13 protein-coding genes, 4 tRNA genes, 2 rRNA genes and 2 riboswitches are annotated in these 16966 nt (G+C 46.4%); of the genes, 14 read left to right on the top strand and 5 right to left on the bottom strand.

From position 1 onward, the window contains the following. Positions 1 to 43 precede the first annotated feature (43 nt). Positions 44 to 340 (bottom strand): isoamylase early set domain-containing protein, encoded by a 297-nt coding sequence (locus AOT11_RS16570; protein ID WP_017421878.1) that lies wholly within the window; start codon positions 338 to 340, stop codon positions 44 to 46. Between the two features lie 225 nt (positions 341 to 565). Between AOT11_RS16570 and AOT11_RS16565 the strand changes: the two genes are divergently transcribed. The 3 genes from AOT11_RS16565 (at position 566) to AOT11_RS16555 (ending at position 3637) form a co-directional block, all read left to right on the top strand. After that, on the top strand, positions 566 to 910 hold the full coding sequence (locus tag AOT11_RS16565; protein ID WP_223848366.1) for a hypothetical protein: 345 nt from the start codon (positions 566 to 568) through the stop codon (positions 908 to 910). A 51-nt stretch (positions 911 to 961) separates the two neighbouring features. Continuing rightward, positions 962 to 1564 carry a thiol:disulfide interchange protein DsbA/DsbL gene (locus tag AOT11_RS16560; protein WP_017421880.1) on the top strand — a complete coding sequence of 201 codons (603 nt, stop codon included), beginning with the start codon at positions 962 to 964 and terminating at the stop codon, positions 1562 to 1564. A 132-nt stretch (positions 1565 to 1696) separates the two neighbouring features. Continuing rightward, positions 1697 to 3637, top strand: coding sequence for a pyridoxal-dependent decarboxylase (locus tag AOT11_RS16555; protein WP_017421881.1), 1941 nt, complete (start codon positions 1697 to 1699; stop codon positions 3635 to 3637). Between the two features lie 126 nt (positions 3638 to 3763). On the opposite strand, the gene ribB is transcribed toward AOT11_RS16555, so the two are convergent. Beyond that, positions 3764 to 4420 carry a 3,4-dihydroxy-2-butanone-4-phosphate synthase gene (gene ribB, locus AOT11_RS16550; protein WP_017421882.1) on the bottom strand — a complete coding sequence of 219 codons (657 nt, stop codon included), beginning with the start codon at positions 4418 to 4420 and terminating at the stop codon, positions 3764 to 3766. A 96-nt stretch (positions 4421 to 4516) separates the two neighbouring features. Beyond that, a riboswitch (FMN riboswitch) is annotated at positions 4517 to 4657 on the bottom strand. A 198-nt stretch (positions 4658 to 4855) separates the two neighbouring features. Between ribB and AOT11_RS16545 the strand changes: the two genes are divergently transcribed. The 4 genes from AOT11_RS16545 to AOT11_RS16530 all read left to right on the top strand — a co-directional run bounded on the left by AOT11_RS16545 (position 4856) and on the right by AOT11_RS16530 (position 7566). Then, positions 4856 to 5395 (top strand): hydrolase, encoded by a 540-nt coding sequence (locus AOT11_RS16545; protein ID WP_026050570.1) that lies wholly within the window; start codon positions 4856 to 4858, stop codon positions 5393 to 5395. Positions 5396 to 5491: 96 nt separating this feature from the next. Beyond that, positions 5492 to 6295 (top strand): HAD family hydrolase, encoded by an 804-nt coding sequence (locus AOT11_RS16540; RefSeq protein ID WP_017421883.1) that lies wholly within the window; start codon positions 5492 to 5494, stop codon positions 6293 to 6295. Between the two features lie 152 nt (positions 6296 to 6447). Continuing rightward, a complete protein-coding gene (locus AOT11_RS16535) occupies positions 6448 to 6738 on the top strand; it encodes a hypothetical protein (protein ID WP_017421884.1) in 291 nt (96 codons plus the stop codon). Between the two features lie 384 nt (positions 6739 to 7122). Continuing rightward, entirely contained in the window at positions 7123 to 7566 is a 444-nt protein-coding gene (locus AOT11_RS16530; RefSeq protein WP_017421885.1) for a TetR/AcrR family transcriptional regulator, read from the top strand. A 332-nt stretch (positions 7567 to 7898) separates the two neighbouring features. Here AOT11_RS16530 and AOT11_RS16525 read toward each other — a convergent pair whose 3' ends face one another. The 3 genes from AOT11_RS16525 to trmY all read right to left on the bottom strand — a co-directional run bounded on the left by AOT11_RS16525 (position 7899) and on the right by trmY (position 10590). Then, positions 7899 to 8648, bottom strand: a complete 750-nt coding sequence (locus AOT11_RS16525) for a phosphatase PAP2 family protein (protein ID WP_026050569.1) — start codon at positions 8646 to 8648, stop codon at positions 7899 to 7901. A gap of 171 nt (positions 8649 to 8819) precedes the next feature. Next, a complete protein-coding gene (thiD, locus tag AOT11_RS16520; RefSeq protein WP_017421887.1) occupies positions 8820 to 9659 on the bottom strand; it encodes a bifunctional hydroxymethylpyrimidine kinase/phosphomethylpyrimidine kinase in 840 nt (279 codons plus the stop codon). A gap of 88 nt (positions 9660 to 9747) precedes the next feature. Then, a riboswitch (TPP riboswitch) is annotated at positions 9748 to 9846 on the bottom strand. Between the two features lie 147 nt (positions 9847 to 9993). Then, on the bottom strand, positions 9994 to 10590 hold the full coding sequence (gene trmY, locus AOT11_RS16515; protein WP_026050568.1) for a tRNA (pseudouridine(54)-N(1))-methyltransferase TrmY: 597 nt from the start codon (positions 10588 to 10590) through the stop codon (positions 9994 to 9996). A gap of 188 nt (positions 10591 to 10778) precedes the next feature. On the opposite strand from trmY, the gene AOT11_RS16510 reads away from it, so the two are divergent. The 7 genes from AOT11_RS16510 to AOT11_RS16480 all read left to right on the top strand — a co-directional run bounded on the left by AOT11_RS16510 (position 10779) and on the right by AOT11_RS16480 (position 16908). Continuing rightward, positions 10779 to 11297, top strand: a complete 519-nt coding sequence (locus tag AOT11_RS16510) for a DUF3087 family protein (protein WP_017421888.1) — start codon at positions 10779 to 10781, stop codon at positions 11295 to 11297. A 443-nt stretch (positions 11298 to 11740) separates the two neighbouring features. Further along, positions 11741 to 13281: ribosomal RNA gene (locus AOT11_RS16505) — 16S ribosomal RNA — on the top strand. A 67-nt stretch (positions 13282 to 13348) separates the two neighbouring features. Further along, positions 13349 to 13424, top strand: a tRNA-Glu gene (locus AOT11_RS16500). A 1-nt stretch (position 13425) separates the two neighbouring features. Further along, positions 13426 to 13501 (top strand) — tRNA-Lys (locus AOT11_RS16495). Positions 13502 to 13515: 14 nt separating this feature from the next. Then, positions 13516 to 13591 (top strand) — tRNA-Ala (locus tag AOT11_RS16490). 14 nt (positions 13592 to 13605) lie between these two features. After that, positions 13606 to 13680, top strand: a tRNA-Val gene (locus tag AOT11_RS16485). Between the two features lie 340 nt (positions 13681 to 14020). Beyond that, positions 14021 to 16908 (top strand): 23S ribosomal RNA (locus AOT11_RS16480). Together the 16S and 23S rRNA genes with 4 tRNA genes alongside form the textbook arrangement of a ribosomal RNA operon. The last annotated feature ends 58 nt before the right edge of the window (positions 16909 to 16966 follow it).

Below are 16966 nucleotides of genomic sequence, written 5' to 3'. Positions count from 1 at the left end.
AAAATGCGCCTTTCAACTCGATAGAGCGGCCATTGCTTGGCCATTATTCGCTGGTCAAGACAAAACCATTGTCACTACCAAAACCGTTGGCAACATAGCCATCAGCCTGCGGATCGTTACCCCATTGGTTTTGATTAAAGAGATAGCGGAACTCCACTTTTTGTTCTCTCGGCAGGCGCGTCTTGAATTTAAATAAGCCACTTTTTTTCACCAAAGTCATTGGCTCTGGCTTCCAGTTGTTAAACTCCCCAACAACGTGCGCGCTTTCCCAGTTTTCTTGTTGAACCTCAAACGTCACTTCGACTTCGTCTTTGGTTTTGAAAAAGCGTTTTTTTAACATAACAATATCCTTATATATCTCATAACAACCGAATAAGTATTACTCCTGTTTCATAGTGTTTGCAAGTTACGAAGGCAGGTTAAACCTGATTATTGCTTGGTTAGGGAACTGATAAGAGGAAAGAAAGTCATACTTGGAGCGCTTGCCTGTTTGAAAGGCTTCCATCAGAACGTTTTTTGCTGTTAACCTAGGGCAAGTTCCCTCATTGCCAAGGAGAGGTTGTTTTTGTACTCACTGTTTAGAATGCCACTATTGATCGTGTTAGCCGTGGCGATCATCTTTATGGCATCGTCAGAAATGATCAAAAACACGCTTTCTTTTTCAGAGAGTGTTGCAGTGCAAGCAACTGAAACCACATGTCCTGATGTTCATCACGACATAAAATTGGAAAGTAGTCAGCCTTCTCATGGCTGTCATTCGGTGTGCATAGGCAAAATGCCCGCCTCTAAAGCGCAACTGGCATCGTTGCAACAAGCTTTCGCTCTCGCATTGATTTCTCGTGACCAATCGGTCAAAGCCTTCTCGATGAACGAATCGCTCTTTCGTCCTCCCATTTCAACCTTTGTTTAATCTTTATTTCATTCATTAATTAATAAAAATTAGATTATTCAAGGTATTAACATGATCAAGAAAATCGTCTTTATGTTCTCGGCATTGTTGCTGAGCGTGTCTGCATACGCAGCGAAATTTGAACAAGGCACTCATTACACGGTATTACCTACCGCCAAATCGCAGAAACCTGTCGTGACGGAATATTTCTCCTTCTACTGCCCACACTGTTACCGTTTTGAGGGCGTGGTGGAGAGCATGAAGAAATCTCTGCCTGAAGAGGCAAGATTTGAGAAAGTGCATGTTTCCTTTATGGGTGGCGAGATGGGAGTCCCTGTCGCCAAAGCGTACGCCACAATGGTGTCGCTGGATGCAGAAAAAACCATGGTTCCGGCGATGTTCACGCAAATCCACGAAAAACGCAAAGCACCGCAAACGGAAGCTGAGTTGCGTCAACTCTTCATCGACAATGGTGTTGATGCCAAGAAATACGATGCGGCTTACAACAGTTTTGCCGTTAACTCGATGCAAAAGCGTTTTGATAAGCAGTTTAAGGAAAGTACTTTGACGGGTGTACCTGGCGTGATCGTGAACAATAAGTACATTGTGAAAGCAGACAAAATCACCACAATTCAAGAATACAATGAACTGGTGAATTATCTGCTGACACTGTAAAGCAGAAAGAGCAGAGGACAAGGCGACCACGGGTCGCCTTTTTTGGCGATGGCAATTTTAAAATAAGCAACTATATTCATATTTGTTTTTGGCTGGGTCTGAGTCAGACCATAACAATAAAATGGAAATAGTATGACAGAGAAACACAACGTCACCATCGGCTACGGGCCGAAGCAACTGCCTTGGTATCAACAAGTCCCTGAATTTGCGCAAGGGCTGATTTCACCACCGGAGGAGGACCCGGTGAAAGTCTATTTGAGAGGAAATGAATCATTTGGTTTGGAAGAGCAGAGCATTCGTCAAGCGAGCTTTGAAATTCCACCCACTGGTCAATGTGCTTGTGAGCAAAGCGCTGCTTTTCAAGAAATTCTCCAATACGTTAATCAGCAAAAAAAACGATTTTTAGGCTATCAGACCGAAGAGAAAATCAACTATCGCGAACGAATTGCGCCGTTTTTAGACATCAGTATGAACAACGTCGGCGACCCATTTGTTGATGGCAATTACACCGTTAACACCAAGTTTGTCGAACGAATGGTGCTGGATTATTTTGCTTCGCTTTGGAACGCCAAATGGCCATCGCAAGGACCATATTTAAAAGGCGATGGTACATGGGATCGCGGTGATCCAGAAAGTTATTGGGGCTATGTACTGACCATGGGCAGCACTGAAGGCAACTTGTACGCAATGCTCAATGCGCGAGATTATTTGTCTGGTCAAACACTATTGGATGATGAAATTTGTGGCGAAGACGCGGAAGGCAAGGTGGTAAAAAGCAGCCAGTTGTATGCACACTATCCGCAAGCGCCGGAAGATAATCCCAATGCCTACACCCCAGTTGCCTTTTTCTCTGAGGATACCCACTATTCGATTGTTAAAGCGATGGCGGTAGAGAAAATCGAAACCTTCGGCTCACTCGGTAACCGACTCTACCCAAATGAAAACCCATGCGGGGAAGGCGACGTTTGGCCTTCTGAAGTGCCTTCGGAAGCGCCAACAGTAGAGTTTGACGATGATAAGCCGCAAATCAACGATAAACCCAGTAACAAGCTTGTTGGCTCAGGCGCGATCGATATTAAAAAGCTAAAGGCCTATGTGAAGTTTTTTGCTGAGAAAGGCTACCCAATCATTGTGGTGCTCAACTACGGTACCACCTTTAAAGGTGCGTATGACAACATCAATGAAGCAACCCAAATGTTGGAAGAGGTGTTCAGAGAGAATGGGCTGTACGAGCGTCAAGTGCCTATCGACCCGAGTGACCCTTCTAAAACGGAGACGCGCACGGGCTATTGGATTCACATTGATGGCGCACTTGGCGCGAGCTATATGCCGTTTGTCAAAATGGCGGCGAAACTGCCTAAATATGAAGCCTTCTTTGAAGAAAACCATTGTTACACTGGGCCAGATTTCGATTTTCGTAACCCTATGGTGCACTCCATCGTCACTAGTGGTCATAAGTGGCCAGGCGCACCATGGCCGACCGGGGTTTATATGACCAAGCATAAGTTTATGGTTTCTCCACCGGATAACCCAACCTATATTGGTTCTCCCGATACTACTTTTGCGGGTTCCCGTAGCGGAATATCCCCTCTAATCCTATGGGATTACTTTGCCAAACACAGCTATGAAAAGCAGATCAAACTGGCGATGCGCGGACAGAAGATGGCGCAATACGCTTATCAAAAGTTGCAAGAAGTCGCGGACTATTGGAAAAATGAAAAACCTGATAGTGGTGTTCCTGAAGGGTTGTGGCTTCAACGAACGCCGCTCTCTTTGTCGCTTATTTTCTGCCAGCCAAAGGACGAGATTATCTTTAAATACTCGTTAGCCAAGGAAGAGATCGATGAGCCGGACTCCAGCTCAGGACTTAAGACCCGTAAATACGTTCATATGTTTACTATGTGGGATGTGACTAAGAAGCTGATTGATAAGTTGTGCGACGATCTTAAAAAGGATGATGCGTTTAATGCGGAGGATTTCAAACCGTTAACTAATGTCCGCCGTACGCGTGAGCTTCCACATTCGAGTGCTCATTTGGTCAAGTTACCGACGAAAGGGCGTTCCTTTAGATAAAATCTAGCACCAAAACAGAACCACCAAGATAGAACAAGGCCAGCAATGCTGGCCTTGTTACTGTTTACCGATGAGCTGCTCAACGATGAACCGCTCAATGGTGAACAGCTCAGTGATTGACTGCGCTTACGCCAACTTGAGGTCGTACTGATTGCGGTACATCACCATGTCTTCAATGGTGAGTACTGGCATATTGTGTTGTTTGCCAAAGGCAACAATCTCAGGTGTTTTGGCCATGGTTCCGTCAGGGTTGGTGACCTCGCATAACACGCCTGCAGGCTGCAATCCGGCCATTTGCATCAGATCAACCGTGCCTTCGGTATGTCCGCGACGAGCCAAAACACCACCTGGACGAGCACGTAACGGGAAAACATGACCGGGGCGAGCAAGATCGTCCGGTTTTGCATGTGGGTTGGCCGCTGTTTTGATTGTCGTCACACGGTCTTGCGCAGAAACACCTGTGGTGACACCTTGCTTTGCTTCAATCGAGACGGTAAACGCGGTTTGGTTAGCACTGTTGTTGTTAACGACCATGGGCGGCAGTTCCAACTTGTTGGCGTGCTCGTCGGTTAAGCACAAACAGACAATGCCGCTGCATTCGCGAATCATCAGCGCCATTTGTGCGTTAGTAAGGTGTTCAACGGAATAGATAATGTCGCCTTCGTTTTCACGATCTTCATCATCCAGCAGTAGTACGCCGCGTCCCTCTTTGAGCGCAAGCAAAGCGTTTTCAACGCGAGTAATCGGATCGCCAAATTCGGCAAGTAGAGATGACTGATTCATGGTTAACTCCTAATAATCACCAGAATCAGGGCAGCATGAGGCTGGAAGTGTCTCTTCCAAAACGAAATGCACCAGCGCTAAACAGCTCTGGTGAAGTTTCATTCTCTCTCATCCGGACTATAACCGTCGGCTCTGGCGTCTCACCAGATCTGCTGACCTCGACGAATCGAGCGCTCGCGGGCTCACCTCATTCGGTATACCGCCGGTGGGGAATTTCGCCCCGCCCTGAGAATAAAAAAATAATTTCGCCAAACGTCTGTCTCATACAGCACGTTAGCCGAAGTATGTTACTGCGGAAAAAGCATCAGGAAAAGTAACGCGTGTCTGTTTGTTTGATTTGTGTTCAGCTCTTATTGGCCTTTGGTCGTGATGTAGGCAACTGAAAAGCAAGCTATAGTGAAAGCAAACAGACGGGTTTGATGGATAGAGGTCAGCATGCTAGAGAAAGAGAAAACTGGGCTAATCGTGGTGGATGTGCAAGGGAAATTGGCGCAGATGGTGGATCAAAGTGAACAGATGATCACCAACATCACTAAGTTGATTGAAGGAGCAAAAATGTTGGGTTTACCCATCATTTGGCTGGAGCAAATTCCTGAAAATTTAGGTGCTACGGTTGGGCCTATCGCCAATGCGTTGCAAGGTTATCAACCTTTTCATAAGTCGACTTTTTCTGGATGCGGTACAGCAACTATCAGCAATGCCATCCAAGCGAGCGAAGTAGAGCAGTGGTTGCTATGCGGAATTGAAGCGCACATTTGCGTTTATCAAACGGCAGTTGATTTGAAACAAATGGGTTACCAAGTTGAGGTGGTGACAGATTGTGTCTCATCCCGAGACCCACAAAACAAAGCCTTAGCGTTGAGAAAATTTGAAGCCAATGGCATCGGTTTGTCGGGGTTGGAAATGGCGCTTTTTGAATTAATGCGTGATGGGAAATGTCCAGAGTTTAAGCAGCTGCTACCGCTTTTTAAGTAATATTCTCTATGAGTTATACCACTCATCAAGACTGTACAAACTCGATATTTTCTGGTGACATAACGGCCTTTCTCTTCTGTTTAGAGTCGTAATTAAATGTCGTTGTCAGAAATCAAATTCATTGCTGCCGATATGGATGGCACCCTGCTGGATCCATCAGGAAAATTGGCACCAGAGTTTTTCCACATCTATCAAACGTTAGAAGATAAAGGAATTATCTTTGCGGCTGCCTCTGGTCGGCAGTATTACAGCCTGCGTGAGACGTTTTCCCCAATCAACGAGCGCATGATGTTTATTGCGGAAAACGGCACATTAGTCATGCATCAAGGAAAAGAGCTCTACAGCTGTGGTTTAGCTAGCACGGATATTAAAGACATTATTCAGTTGGCTCGCACCATTGATGGTGCCCACATTGTGCTATGTGGTAAAGAATCGGCTTATGTCGAAACAAAGCATCCTGAGGCGATTGAAGAAATCAGTAAGTATTACCATCGCTGCCAATATGTCCCCGATCTGCTGGATGTTGATGAGGCTTTCATCAAAGTGGCGATTTGTCATTTTGAAGGTTCACAAGAAAAATTACACACATCATTCAGCGAACGTTTTGATGCGACCCATCAGGTGGTGGTGAGTGCCAAGATTTGGTTGGATGTGATGAACGCAGAAGCGTCAAAAGGCGCGGCGATTAGACATTTACAGCAAACGTTGGGTTTTACACGCCAACAAACCATGAGCTTTGGTGATTATTTCAATGACGTAGAAATGCTTAAACAAAGCTACCATTCCTATGCGATGGCCAACGCCCATCCTGAAGTGAAAGCACTCGCTCGTTTTATCGCACCAAGCAATGAAGAGTCTGGTGTTTTGCAGGTGATCCAGCAGCAGGTGTTGTCTGATTAAATGCCCAGTCAAATGACTCGATATGCGCAATTTTTTACGTTTTTTGCACGACAAGTTAACCGGGATCAATATTCCAACCGATTTGGCCTCCACTGCGTAGAAACTCTCCTAAACTGATGTTGGGATGGTAACCGCACAGTTTGGAGGGCGTCATGATCACGGTACATAGGGATTATCGAGTGAGTATTAAACCAGAGCGCTATGCACATGTAGAAATCAACCCAGTAGGAAAGCTTGATGTTGAAATAAAAGGTCAGCGTCAACACTATGTGGCTGATTTTGAACAGTTGGCTTTCTCTAGTGACAAACAAGGGGTGGCATTAGTTTGTCAACAAGCACACTCTCCTTGGAAAGTGATGCTTGCTACCGCAGACGCGCAAGAGCTAAAAAGTTTGGTTAAAGAAGCGCAAGAAGAGTACGAAATCTTAATGCGTGATCTCTAATTTTCATAGTTGCGCCTGCTCATACCTGACTTAAAATGTTATCGACTGAACAAAATCCTTCGTATTGCGCGAAGGATTTTTGCTTTTTGGTTATCCCCAATAGTGTGAGGCATACTGATATCGAACTTTGTGAAAATAAATAAAAGATAATGTCTTTTATATTTGTTATTGATAAACACTCAAATTGTGGTCTTTTTTATCATCGCGAGTGCCATAAAATGATACTTTTTGATTGATTGTTGCGCTTTTTGAGCCTTGTTGATAATAATAATAACGGATTTATGAGAGGAGAATGTCGCTAAAGTCGGACCACTTTATCGATCAATTTTCTTGAGCAGGTTTTATGAAAGCGTTAGGATTTGCCGCTTTTAGTAGGAGATGACAATGCCAAGAGTCAGCCAAGCTGTGGCCAAAAAAACACACCAAAATATTATAGATGCATCGTTTAAAATACTCCTGCTAGAAGGCTATGAACACTTAACCTATACGCATATTGCTGAGAAAACAGGGGTGAGTCGTTCTTGCGTCAATGGGCATTTTAAGAAAAAAGAAGAGTTATTGGATGAGCTTAAACCGAAAGCGGTCGAACACATCATCCAAGCTCTTGAATTTTCATCCCCTGAAGCCTTTTATCTCTCATGGGTTAACGCTGTAAATGAAGATAGAATGTTTCGGAACCTCATCCAGAACGTGGGAGAGATCATTTGTAGTGCTGAAGGACGAATGTCTCTCACCAATCGAATCTCTGGTGATCCTAAAGAAGCGGAAAAAGCGCTTTATATGGCGATCGGCTATGCAGTCGTCCATATTAGCTGTCCTATATGCTGAGCTAATTAGAAAGGTTTCTAGTGGGTTGAAATTTAACCAAAGGTAAACCAGTGATGTCACAGAAAAGTCAGTAAATAACGGATGATGGGTTTTATTTCTTTCCTTTCCGTATTGTCTCGCTATAATGTGCTCGTCTAAGTGAGTTGGTCCTCACAGACAACACTTTCTATGCTTTGGTTGTAAAACTAGCTTAGCTTAAATAGCTTTTGGTCGCTTGGTTGTCCTACTTTTACCAAACGACCTTCTTTTTACGTTTATTTTGAACACCATTCAGTTTCTTCATCATTATTCACCTCCCTATCCTTGGTCGGCAAATATGAAACACGGCTGCTTTAAACTGTGCTTTCCCGAATGCGTAAAAACTTCCTGACTGATGTTGGTATCGGTAGAAAATTTGGCAATAGCGCTGTGATCATGGCAATAAACGCAAGTGAGCCAAATAGATCCTCTGGTCGGTGCATACCAATCCATAAGCGGCTATAAGCGACCAAACTCGCCCAAGCAAGGGTCGTGACAAACGCCACATAGCGCTTTTGCATCAGAAAGATACCCCCAAAGAAAGCCACACATAAACTGGCAAATATTGTATGACCCGAGGGGAAGGAATAATCGGTTTCACCTTCCCAATGTTGCAAACGCCATGGACTGATCGTTTCTTCCTGTGTCTTTACTAGTGTTACTTGTTGAGTCGCATCGAGATTGTAGAATGCTTGTGGGGTATCAACTAAATGTTCAGAAGCCATCCATTCGGTGTAGGGGCGGGGTGACTCTGTGAGTTGCTTTAATCCCGTTTTTCCAGCAAAACTTAAAACCAGCATAAGTGCTAGTACAGCAAATCGACCCACAACAAAATATCGTCCAGAGTGTTGACGTAAAACCAGCAAGCTTAAAGCGACCAGTGTAATAGCAAAGCCTTTACTGCCAGCGGAATCGGTCACTAGGGTAAAAGTGAGACCAAGAAAATCTGGTACAGGAGACCTCAAATCAATACCTGAGGCAAACCAAGTAACTAAAGTCAGCAAAGCTGCGAAACACGAAAGAGCGACTAGTGAGTAACGTTTTGGTGTGAATACTGTTTTCATCGAGAAAGCTTGTGAAGAAAAACCGCCATTATAGGTGAGTGTGCAAGATGAAAGTATCAAGCATCTGTCAATTATTTCGAGATGGGTTCTAAGCTCGGTAGCGCTGGGTAGTGACTGTAGGCCATGGGACAGCACTTACTCCCGAGCAAAAGATGACGATGGAGGCCTTTTCTAGCGGACGTTCATGTGTCCTGCAAAGAAGTGATTGACGGGGCCATGACCTTGACCAACGGATAGCTCATCGGCATGAGCGATCGCCTGTGATATGTATTGCTTGGCCAAAAAGACAGCCTTGTGTAAGCGATGACCTTGAGCCAAATAAGACGCGATGGCTGAAGATAACGTGCAGCCAGTACCGTGGGTGTTGCGTGTAGAGTGGCGTTTGCTACGGATGAATTCACAAAACTGTGGCGTGATCAAAAGATCGCTACTGTGGGACTCATTATACAAATGCCCGCCTTTTAATAAGATGGCAGGGCAGTTCAGCGCTTTTAAACTTTCGACGCTCGAGATCATCTCTTGCTCAGTGTTAGGGATGGGCATTCCGGTGAGTGCCACATATTCAGGGATATTCGGCGTCACGATATCTGCCAGTGGAATCAAGTGCTCCTTCAGTGCGGCGATCGCATCTGGTTGTAATAACGCGTGGCCGCTGGTGGAGATCATCACGGGGTCGAGTACCACTTTCGCTGGCGAATATTGGCGAATTTTTTCGGCAACCAATCGAATAATATGACGGTCTGCAAGCATACCAATTTTAACCGCTTGAATATTGAGATCGCTGAAAACGGCATCCAGCTGCGCTGCAACAAACTCGGTAGGGATCGGAAATACGGCATTAACGCCCATCGTATTTTGCGCGGTGATGGCAGTGATCACTGAGCTTGCGTAACTGCCCGTGGCTGAAATGGCTTTTATATCGGCTTGTATACCTGCTCCACCCCCACTGTCAGAACCGGCAATGGTGAGAACGCATGGAATAAGAGATTGAGTAGTTGAAGTAAGTAGCATCTTGTATCCTAGAACAAGACGTACAGGAACTGTCTATACCAACAATATTACCAACTATATTGGTATACCAACGCATAAAGCAGAAAGCGATATGCGCGTAATAGTTCCCTACGTCAGTATTAACTGAATCAGGTTCAACGGGTCTCGCGTAGCGATCTCAGCCGATAAGGCTCCCCGACTATGTTGGCAAAAATGATATCAGTAATTGAACTCGACGCAAGCGAGTATTCAAGGGAACAAAGACACTTGGAGTGTTATCTACGTCTTGATTGGGATAGAGAACGCCAATGATGAATTTTGAGCAAGAAAAAGGGCTCTAATGAGCCCTTCGCATTTATTCCTGCAGATCCAATTCATTTTGAATCAGAGTGACGCATTGGGAGGCAAACAACATTTTAGGGCCAAGGCTAATGTTTTGCGTTCCGAGACGCTTCAGACTGTTAAAAGTTTTCTTTGGCATCGGAATATGGTCAGTAAGTAAAAAACAAGGATTGGCGGCAAACTTAATGTCGCGAACAAACTCGCCTTTCTTTTCCAACATATATAGCTGATGGTCTTCAGCCAACTGCTGGACCAATCGTTCAAAGCTAATTGTACGAACGGTCACACCTGGTTCGACATTTCTTAGTTCTTCTTTGCCCATACCCGTAGAAGCATCAAGCGCACGAACAACAATGTTCAACAAGTTTGCCTCGTGGAAGCCACCCACGTTTGAAACTTCGTTAGAGTGAATGGTAATCGTACGCGAAAAGTCTTTGGTACTCTCTAAAACCAGATGAACGACAACATCTTGGCGATGTGACTGTGCGACAAACATCGTGTTCATCAGAGTATGTGCAAGAATCTCAGTATGAGCCTCGTTACCGACCCCTTCTAATAACGCTCGACTGTTTGTCGGCGCAGCGCGTGCGCGTAATACAAATGTACGCATGATAGACCTTTGCAGTGAATTCGAATGCACGGAGTATATACCCAACAAATAGTCTGTTGCGAGTCATGCTGCTATCAAAGTGTAGAGTGAAAGAGAGAGCGATTGAGAGAAAGCTTACAAAGGAAACGTTGCGAGTGCGTATTGCTTGGTTAAACTAGTCTGGCACTAAAAGAAGGAGGGCGGTATTCGTGCGTCAAATAAATAAAGAAGAATATAGAAAGAAAGGGAACATGGTGATAGTGGCATTTCTACTGGCTTTTGCTTGTTCTGCCATTGCATTTAGTACATTGTTGATTGCCCTATTTGGCAACACAGAGATTGTAGAAGGCGAATCGACGGGCAATTTTGTTTGGAATCTTTTAGGAGTACTAATAGCGTTTGTCAGTACGCTTTCAATAATGAATCAAATAAAGACACATCGCTATTTTGATGAGCTCTTGTATGTGTGGAAGCTCAAACAGACTCATTTAAAGATCTATCGAAAATTGAATATCCTCAAGAATGCTGCACACAACGAACACAATGAGAAAGCAATAACCATTCTCAAGTTCTACTATCAAACTCAGCAGCAAGTGTTCGAGTTAGACAACAATACACTGACAATAAAGAGTGTATTGAATGAGCTGGAAAGGATTCATCAGTGGGAAGAAAGCCACAGAGTACTCAATGTATCCGATTTCCAAGATGCTTGGTTGAACGATTTCTGACGAAAATAGATGCTTTTTCTTAACATGGAATCAAGAAAAATAACCGTTTGTTCATTGTTTGCGCATGCGAACGGGTTTATGACATTTTTTATCGAAAAGCACTTGCCAAAGAAACTGCCTTCCCTATAATGCGCATCCACCGACACGGCAGACGGCGTAAGGCCTCAGCAACGTCGGGTGAGGTAAAAGCTTCTGAGAAAATAAATTTGAAAAAGTGTTTGACTCTTCAAATTAACTCGCTAGAATGCACCTCCGCTTTGAGAGAAAAACTTCTCGAAAAGCAAAGCTCTTTAACAATATAAACCTATCAATCTGTGTGGGCACTCGTTGATGATAATCCAAAAGATTTATCAATGAACTGAGTGACCAAAACGATACTAAGTATCGGCACAGTCAATTTATTCAGTATTCATTGAGCCGAAGCGAAAGCTTCAAAAAACTTTTAATTGAAGAGTTTGATCATGGCTCAGATTGAACGCTGGCGGCAGGCCTAACACATGCAAGTCGAGCGGCAGCACAGAGAAACTTGTTTCTCGGGTGGCGAGCGGCGGACGGGTGAGTAATGCCTGGGAAATTGCCCTGATGTGGGGATAACCATTGGAAACGATGGCTAATACCGCATGATAGCTTCGGCTCAAAGAGGGGGACCTTCGGGCCTCTCGCGTCAGGATATGCCCAGGTGGGATTAGCTAGTTGGTGAGGTAAGGCTCACCAAGGCGACGATCCCTAGCTGGTCTGAGAGGATGATCAGCCACACTGGAACTGAGACACGGTCCAGACTCCTACGGGAGGCAGCAGTGGGGAATATTGCACAATGGGCGCAAGCCTGATGCAGCCATGCCGCGTGTGTGAAGAAGGCCTTCGGGTTGTAAAGCACTTTCAGTCGTGAGGAAGGTGGTAGTGTTAATAGCACTATCATTTGACGTTAGCGACAGAAGAAGCACCGGCTAACTCCGTGCCAGCAGCCGCGGTAATACGGAGGGTGCGAGCGTTAATCGGAATTACTGGGCGTAAAGCGCATGCAGGTGGTTTGTTAAGTCAGATGTGAAAGCCCGGGGCTCAACCTCGGAACTGCATTTGAAACTGGCAGACTAGAGTACTGTAGAGGGGGGTAGAATTTCAGGTGTAGCGGTGAAATGCGTAGAGATCTGAAGGAATACCGGTGGCGAAGGCGGCCCCCTGGACAGATACTGACACTCAGATGCGAAAGCGTGGGGAGCAAACAGGATTAGATACCCTGGTAGTCCACGCTGTAAACGATGTCTACTTGGAGGTTGTGGCCTTGAGCCGTGGCTTTCGGAGCTAACGCGTTAAGTAGACCGCCTGGGGAGTACGGTCGCAAGATTAAAACTCAAATGAATTGACGGGGGCCCGCACAAGCGGTGGAGCATGTGGTTTAATTCGATGCAACGCGAAGAACCTTACCTACTCTTGACATCCAGAGAATCTAGCGGAGACGCTGGAGTGCCTTCGGGAACTCTGAGACAGGTGCTGCATGGCTGTCGTCAGCTCGTGTTGTGAAATGTTGGGTTAAGTCCCGCAACGAGCGCAACCCTTATCCTTGTTTGCCAGCGAGTAATGTCGGGAACTCCAGGGAGACTGCCGGTGATAAACCGGAGGAAGGTGGGGACGACGTCAAGTCATCATGGCCCTTACGAGTAGGGCTACACACGTGCTACAATGGCGCATACAGAGGGCGGCCAACTTGCGAAAGTGAGCGAATCCCAAAAAGTGCGTCGTAGTCCGGATTGGAGTCTGCAACTCGACTCCATGAAGTCGGAATCGCTAGTAATCGTGGATCAGAATGCCACGGTGAATACGTTCCCGGGCCTTGTACACACCGCCCGTCACACCATGGGAGTGGGCTGCAAAAGAAGTGGGTAGTTTAACCTTCGGGAGGACGCTCACCACTTTGTGGTTCATGACTGGGGTGAAGTCGTAACAAGGTAGCGCTAGGGGAACCTGGCGCTGGATCACCTCCTTATACGATGATTATTGCGATGAGTGTTCACACAGATTGATATGGTTTAGAAAGTTTAGAGTATCTTAGTGTCCCGTTCGTCTAGAGGCCTAGGACACCGCCCTTTCACGGCGGTAACAGGGGTTCGACTCCCCTACGGGATACCATGGGTCGTTAGCTCAGTCGGTAGAGCAGTTGACTTTTAATCAATTGGTCGCAGGTTCGAATCCTGCACGACCCACCATTACTTCAAGAGTTGGGGCTATAGCTCAGCTGGGAGAGCGCCTGCCTTGCACGCAGGAGGTCTGCGGTTCGATCCCGCATAGCTCCACCATTCTTGAACGCAATGGGCGATTAGCTCAGTTGGGAGAGCACCTGCCTTACAAGCAGGGGTCACTGGTTCGAACCCGGTATCGCCCACCACTCTTTAAATATTTTTAGTGTTTCTTAATGAAAACCACCTTCTTTATGTCTGTGGTTGATTTTTCGACGCTGAAAGTCTTTAAAAAGTGTGTTTCTCATAGAGAATTGCATTGCTCTTTAACAATTTGGAAAGCTGACAAAACAACAATTTATTGTTGTTTGTAAAGTTCTCAATGTTTGTCTTTAAGACAAACACCAACAAACACATTCAAGTGTTCTTGGGAATGTCACTGTTAAGTGACTATTCGAAATTGAGTCCGGCAAAATCAACGCTATCTCGCTCATTCAAATAATGAGATAGCAACTTTGGTTGTTTAACAAAGACCCTTTGGGGTTGTATGGTTAAGTGACTAAGCGTACACGGTGGATGCCTTGGCAGTCAGAGGCGATGAAGGACGTAGTAACTTGCGATAAGCGTAGATGAGGCAGTAACAGCCACTTGAGTCTACGATTTCCGAATGGGGAAACCCACTGGCATAAGCCAGTATCATTGAGTGAATACATAGCTCAATGAAGCGAACCGGGAGAACTGAAACATCTAAGTACCCCGAGGAAAAGAAATCAACCGAGATTCCGAAAGTAGCGGCGAGCGAAATTGGATTAGCCCTTAAGCTTTACATGTGTTAGACGAACGGTCTGGAAAGTCCGACGATACAGGGTGATAGTCCCGTAGTTGACGATGCATGTTCAGTGAAATCGAGTAGGGCGGGACACGTGTTATCCTGTCTGAATATGGGGGGACCATCCTCCAAGGCTAAATACTCCTGACTGACCGATAGTGAACCAGTACCGTGAGGGAAAGGCGAAAAGAACCCCTGTGAGGGGAGTGAAATAGAACCTGAAACCGTGTACGTACAAGCAGTAGGAGCACCTTCGTGGTGTGACTGCGTACCTTTTGTATAATGGGTCAGCGACTTATATTCAGTGGCAAGGTTAACCATCTAGGGGAGCCGTAGGGAAACCGAGTCTTAACTGGGCGCCATAGTCTCTGGATATAGACCCGAAACCGAGTGATCTAGCCATGGGCAGGTTGAAGGTTGAGTAACATCAACTGGAGGACCGAACCGACTAATGTTGAAAAATTAGCGGATGACTTGTGGCTAGGGGTGAAAGGCCAATCAAACTCGGAGATAGCTGGTTCTCCCCGAAAGCTATTTAGGTAGCGCCTCGGACGAATACTACTGGGGGTAGAGCACTGTTAAGGCTAGGGGGTCATCCCGACTTACCAACCCTTTGCAAACTCCGAATACCAGTAAGTACTATCCGGGAGACACACGGCGGGTGCTAACGTCCGTCGTGGAGAGGGAAACAACCCAGACCGCCAGCTAAGGTCCCAAATTACAGCTAAGTGGGAAACGATGTGGGAAGGCTTAGACAGCTAGGATGTTGGCTTAGAAGCAGCCATCATTTAAAGAAAGCGTAATAGCTCACTAGTCGAGTCGGCCTGCGCGGAAGATGTAACGGGGCTAAGTTGTAAACCGAAGCTGCGGCAATGTTCTTTGAACATTGGGTAGGGGAGCGTTCTGTAAGCCGTTGAAGGTGTGTTGTAAAGCATGCTGGAGGTATCAGAAGTGCGAATGCTGACATGAGTAACGACAAGGGGGGTGAAAAACCTCCCCGCCGGAAGACCAAGGGTTCCTGTCCAACGTTAATCGGGGCAGGGTAAGTCGACCCCTAAGGCGAGGCTGAAAAGCGTAGTCGATGGGAAACGGGTTAATATTCCCGTACTTCTTACAATTGCGATGGGGGGACGGAGAAGGCTAGGTGGGCCTGGCGACGGTTGTCCAGGTTCAAGTGCGTAGGCTGAGTGTTTAGGTAAATCCGGATACTCTTAAGGCTGAGACACGACGTCGAGCTACTACGGTAGTGAAGTCATTGATGCCATGCTTCCAGGAAAAGCCTCTAAGCTTCAGATTGTAAGGAATCGTACCCCAAACCGACACAGGTGGTCGGGTAGAGAATACCAAGGCGCTTGAGAGAACTCGGGTGAAGGAACTAGGCAAAATGGTACCGTAACTTCGGGAGAAGGTACGCTCTTGATGGTGAAGTCCCTTGCGGATGGAGCTGACGAGAGTCGCAGATACCAGGTGGCTGCAACTGTTTATTAAAAACACAGCACTGTGCAAAATCGTAAGATGACGTATACGGTGTGACGCCTGCCCGGTGCCGGAAGGTTAATTGATGGGGTTAGCGCAAGCGAAGCTCTTGATCGAAGCCCCGGTAAACGGCGGCCGTAACTATAACGGTCCTAAGGTAGCGAAATTCCTTGTCGGGTAAGTTCCGACCTGCACGAATGGCGTAATGATGGCCACGCTGTCTCCACCCGAGACTCAGTGAAATTGAAATCGCTGTGAAGATGCAGTGTACCCGCGGCTAGACGGAAAGACCCCGTGAACCTTTACTACAGCTTGGCACTGAACATTGAACCTACATGTGTAGGATAGGTGGGAGGCTTTGAAGACGTGACGCCAGTTGCGTTGGAGCCGTCCTTGAAATACCACCCTTGTATGTTTGATGTTCTAACGTTGGCCCCTAATCGGGGTTGCGGACAGTGCCTGGTGGGTAGTTTGACTGGGGCGGTCTCCTCCCAAAGAGTAACGGAGGAGCACGAAGGTGGGCTAATCACGGTTGGACATCGTGAGGTTAGTGCAATGGCATAAGCCCGCTTAACTGCGAGAATGACGGTTCGAGCAGGTGCGAAAGCAGGTCATAGTGATCCGGTGGTTCTGAATGGAAGGGCCATCGCTCAACGGATAAAAGGTACTCCGGGGATAACAGGCTGATACCGCCCAAGAGTTCATATCGACGGCGGTGTTTGGCACCTCGATGTCGGCTCATCACATCCTGGGGCTGAAGTCGGTCCCAAGGGTATGGCTGTTCGCCATTTAAAGTGGTACGCGAGCTGGGTTTAGAACGTCGTGAGACAGTTCGGTCCCTATCTGCCGTGGGCGTTGGAAGATTGAAGGGGGCTGCTCCTAGTACGAGAGGACCGGAGTGGACGAACCTCTGGTGTTCGGGTTGTGTCGCCAGACGCATTGCCCGGTAGCTAAGTTCGGAATCGATAACCGCTGAAAGCATCTAAGCGGGAAGCGAGCCCTGAGATGAGTCTTCCCTGATACTTTAAGTATCCTAAAGGGTTGTTCGAGACTAGAACGTTGATAGGCAGGGTGTGTAAGCGCTGTGAGGCGTTGAGCTAACCTGTACTAATTGCCCGTGAGGCTTAACCATACAACACCCAAAGGGTTTTGATGGACTCAAAGCAAGAACGAATTGAATGTGTAGAGAA

Source organism: Vibrio vulnificus NBRC 15645 = ATCC 27562 (assembly GCF_002224265.1).
Taxonomy (GTDB): domain Bacteria; phylum Pseudomonadota; class Gammaproteobacteria; order Enterobacterales; family Vibrionaceae; genus Vibrio; species Vibrio vulnificus.
Note: the sequence above shows the minus strand (reverse complement) of the source record. Positions and strands in the feature narration are given on the sequence as shown.

Bases quoted from the DNA above. Each gene is read 5' to 3' on its own strand.
- AOT11_RS16570 (WP_017421878.1), bottom strand. From the start codon at position 340: ATGTTAAAAAAACGCTTTTTCAAAACCAAAGACGAAGTCGAAGTGACG.
- AOT11_RS16560 (WP_017421880.1), top strand. From the start codon at position 962: ATGATCAAGAAAATCGTCTTTATGTTCTCGGCATTGTTGCTGAGCGTG.
- AOT11_RS16555 (WP_017421881.1), top strand. From the start codon at position 1,697: ATGACAGAGAAACACAACGTCACCATCGGCTACGGGCCGAAGCAACTG.
- ribB (WP_017421882.1), bottom strand. From the start codon at position 4,420: ATGAATCAGTCATCTCTACTTGCCGAATTTGGCGATCCGATTACTCGC.
- AOT11_RS16545 (WP_026050570.1), top strand. From the start codon at position 4,856: ATGCTAGAGAAAGAGAAAACTGGGCTAATCGTGGTGGATGTGCAAGGG.
- AOT11_RS16540 (WP_017421883.1), top strand. From the start codon at position 5,492: ATGTCGTTGTCAGAAATCAAATTCATTGCTGCCGATATGGATGGCACC.
- AOT11_RS16535 (WP_017421884.1), top strand. From the start codon at position 6,448: ATGATCACGGTACATAGGGATTATCGAGTGAGTATTAAACCAGAGCGC.
- AOT11_RS16530 (WP_017421885.1), top strand. From the start codon at position 7,123: ATGCCAAGAGTCAGCCAAGCTGTGGCCAAAAAAACACACCAAAATATT.
- AOT11_RS16525 (WP_026050569.1), bottom strand. From the start codon at position 8,648: ATGAAAACAGTATTCACACCAAAACGTTACTCACTAGTCGCTCTTTCG.
- thiD (WP_017421887.1), bottom strand. From the start codon at position 9,659: ATGCTACTTACTTCAACTACTCAATCTCTTATTCCATGCGTTCTCACC.
- trmY (WP_026050568.1), bottom strand. From the start codon at position 10,590: ATGCGTACATTTGTATTACGCGCACGCGCTGCGCCGACAAACAGTCGA.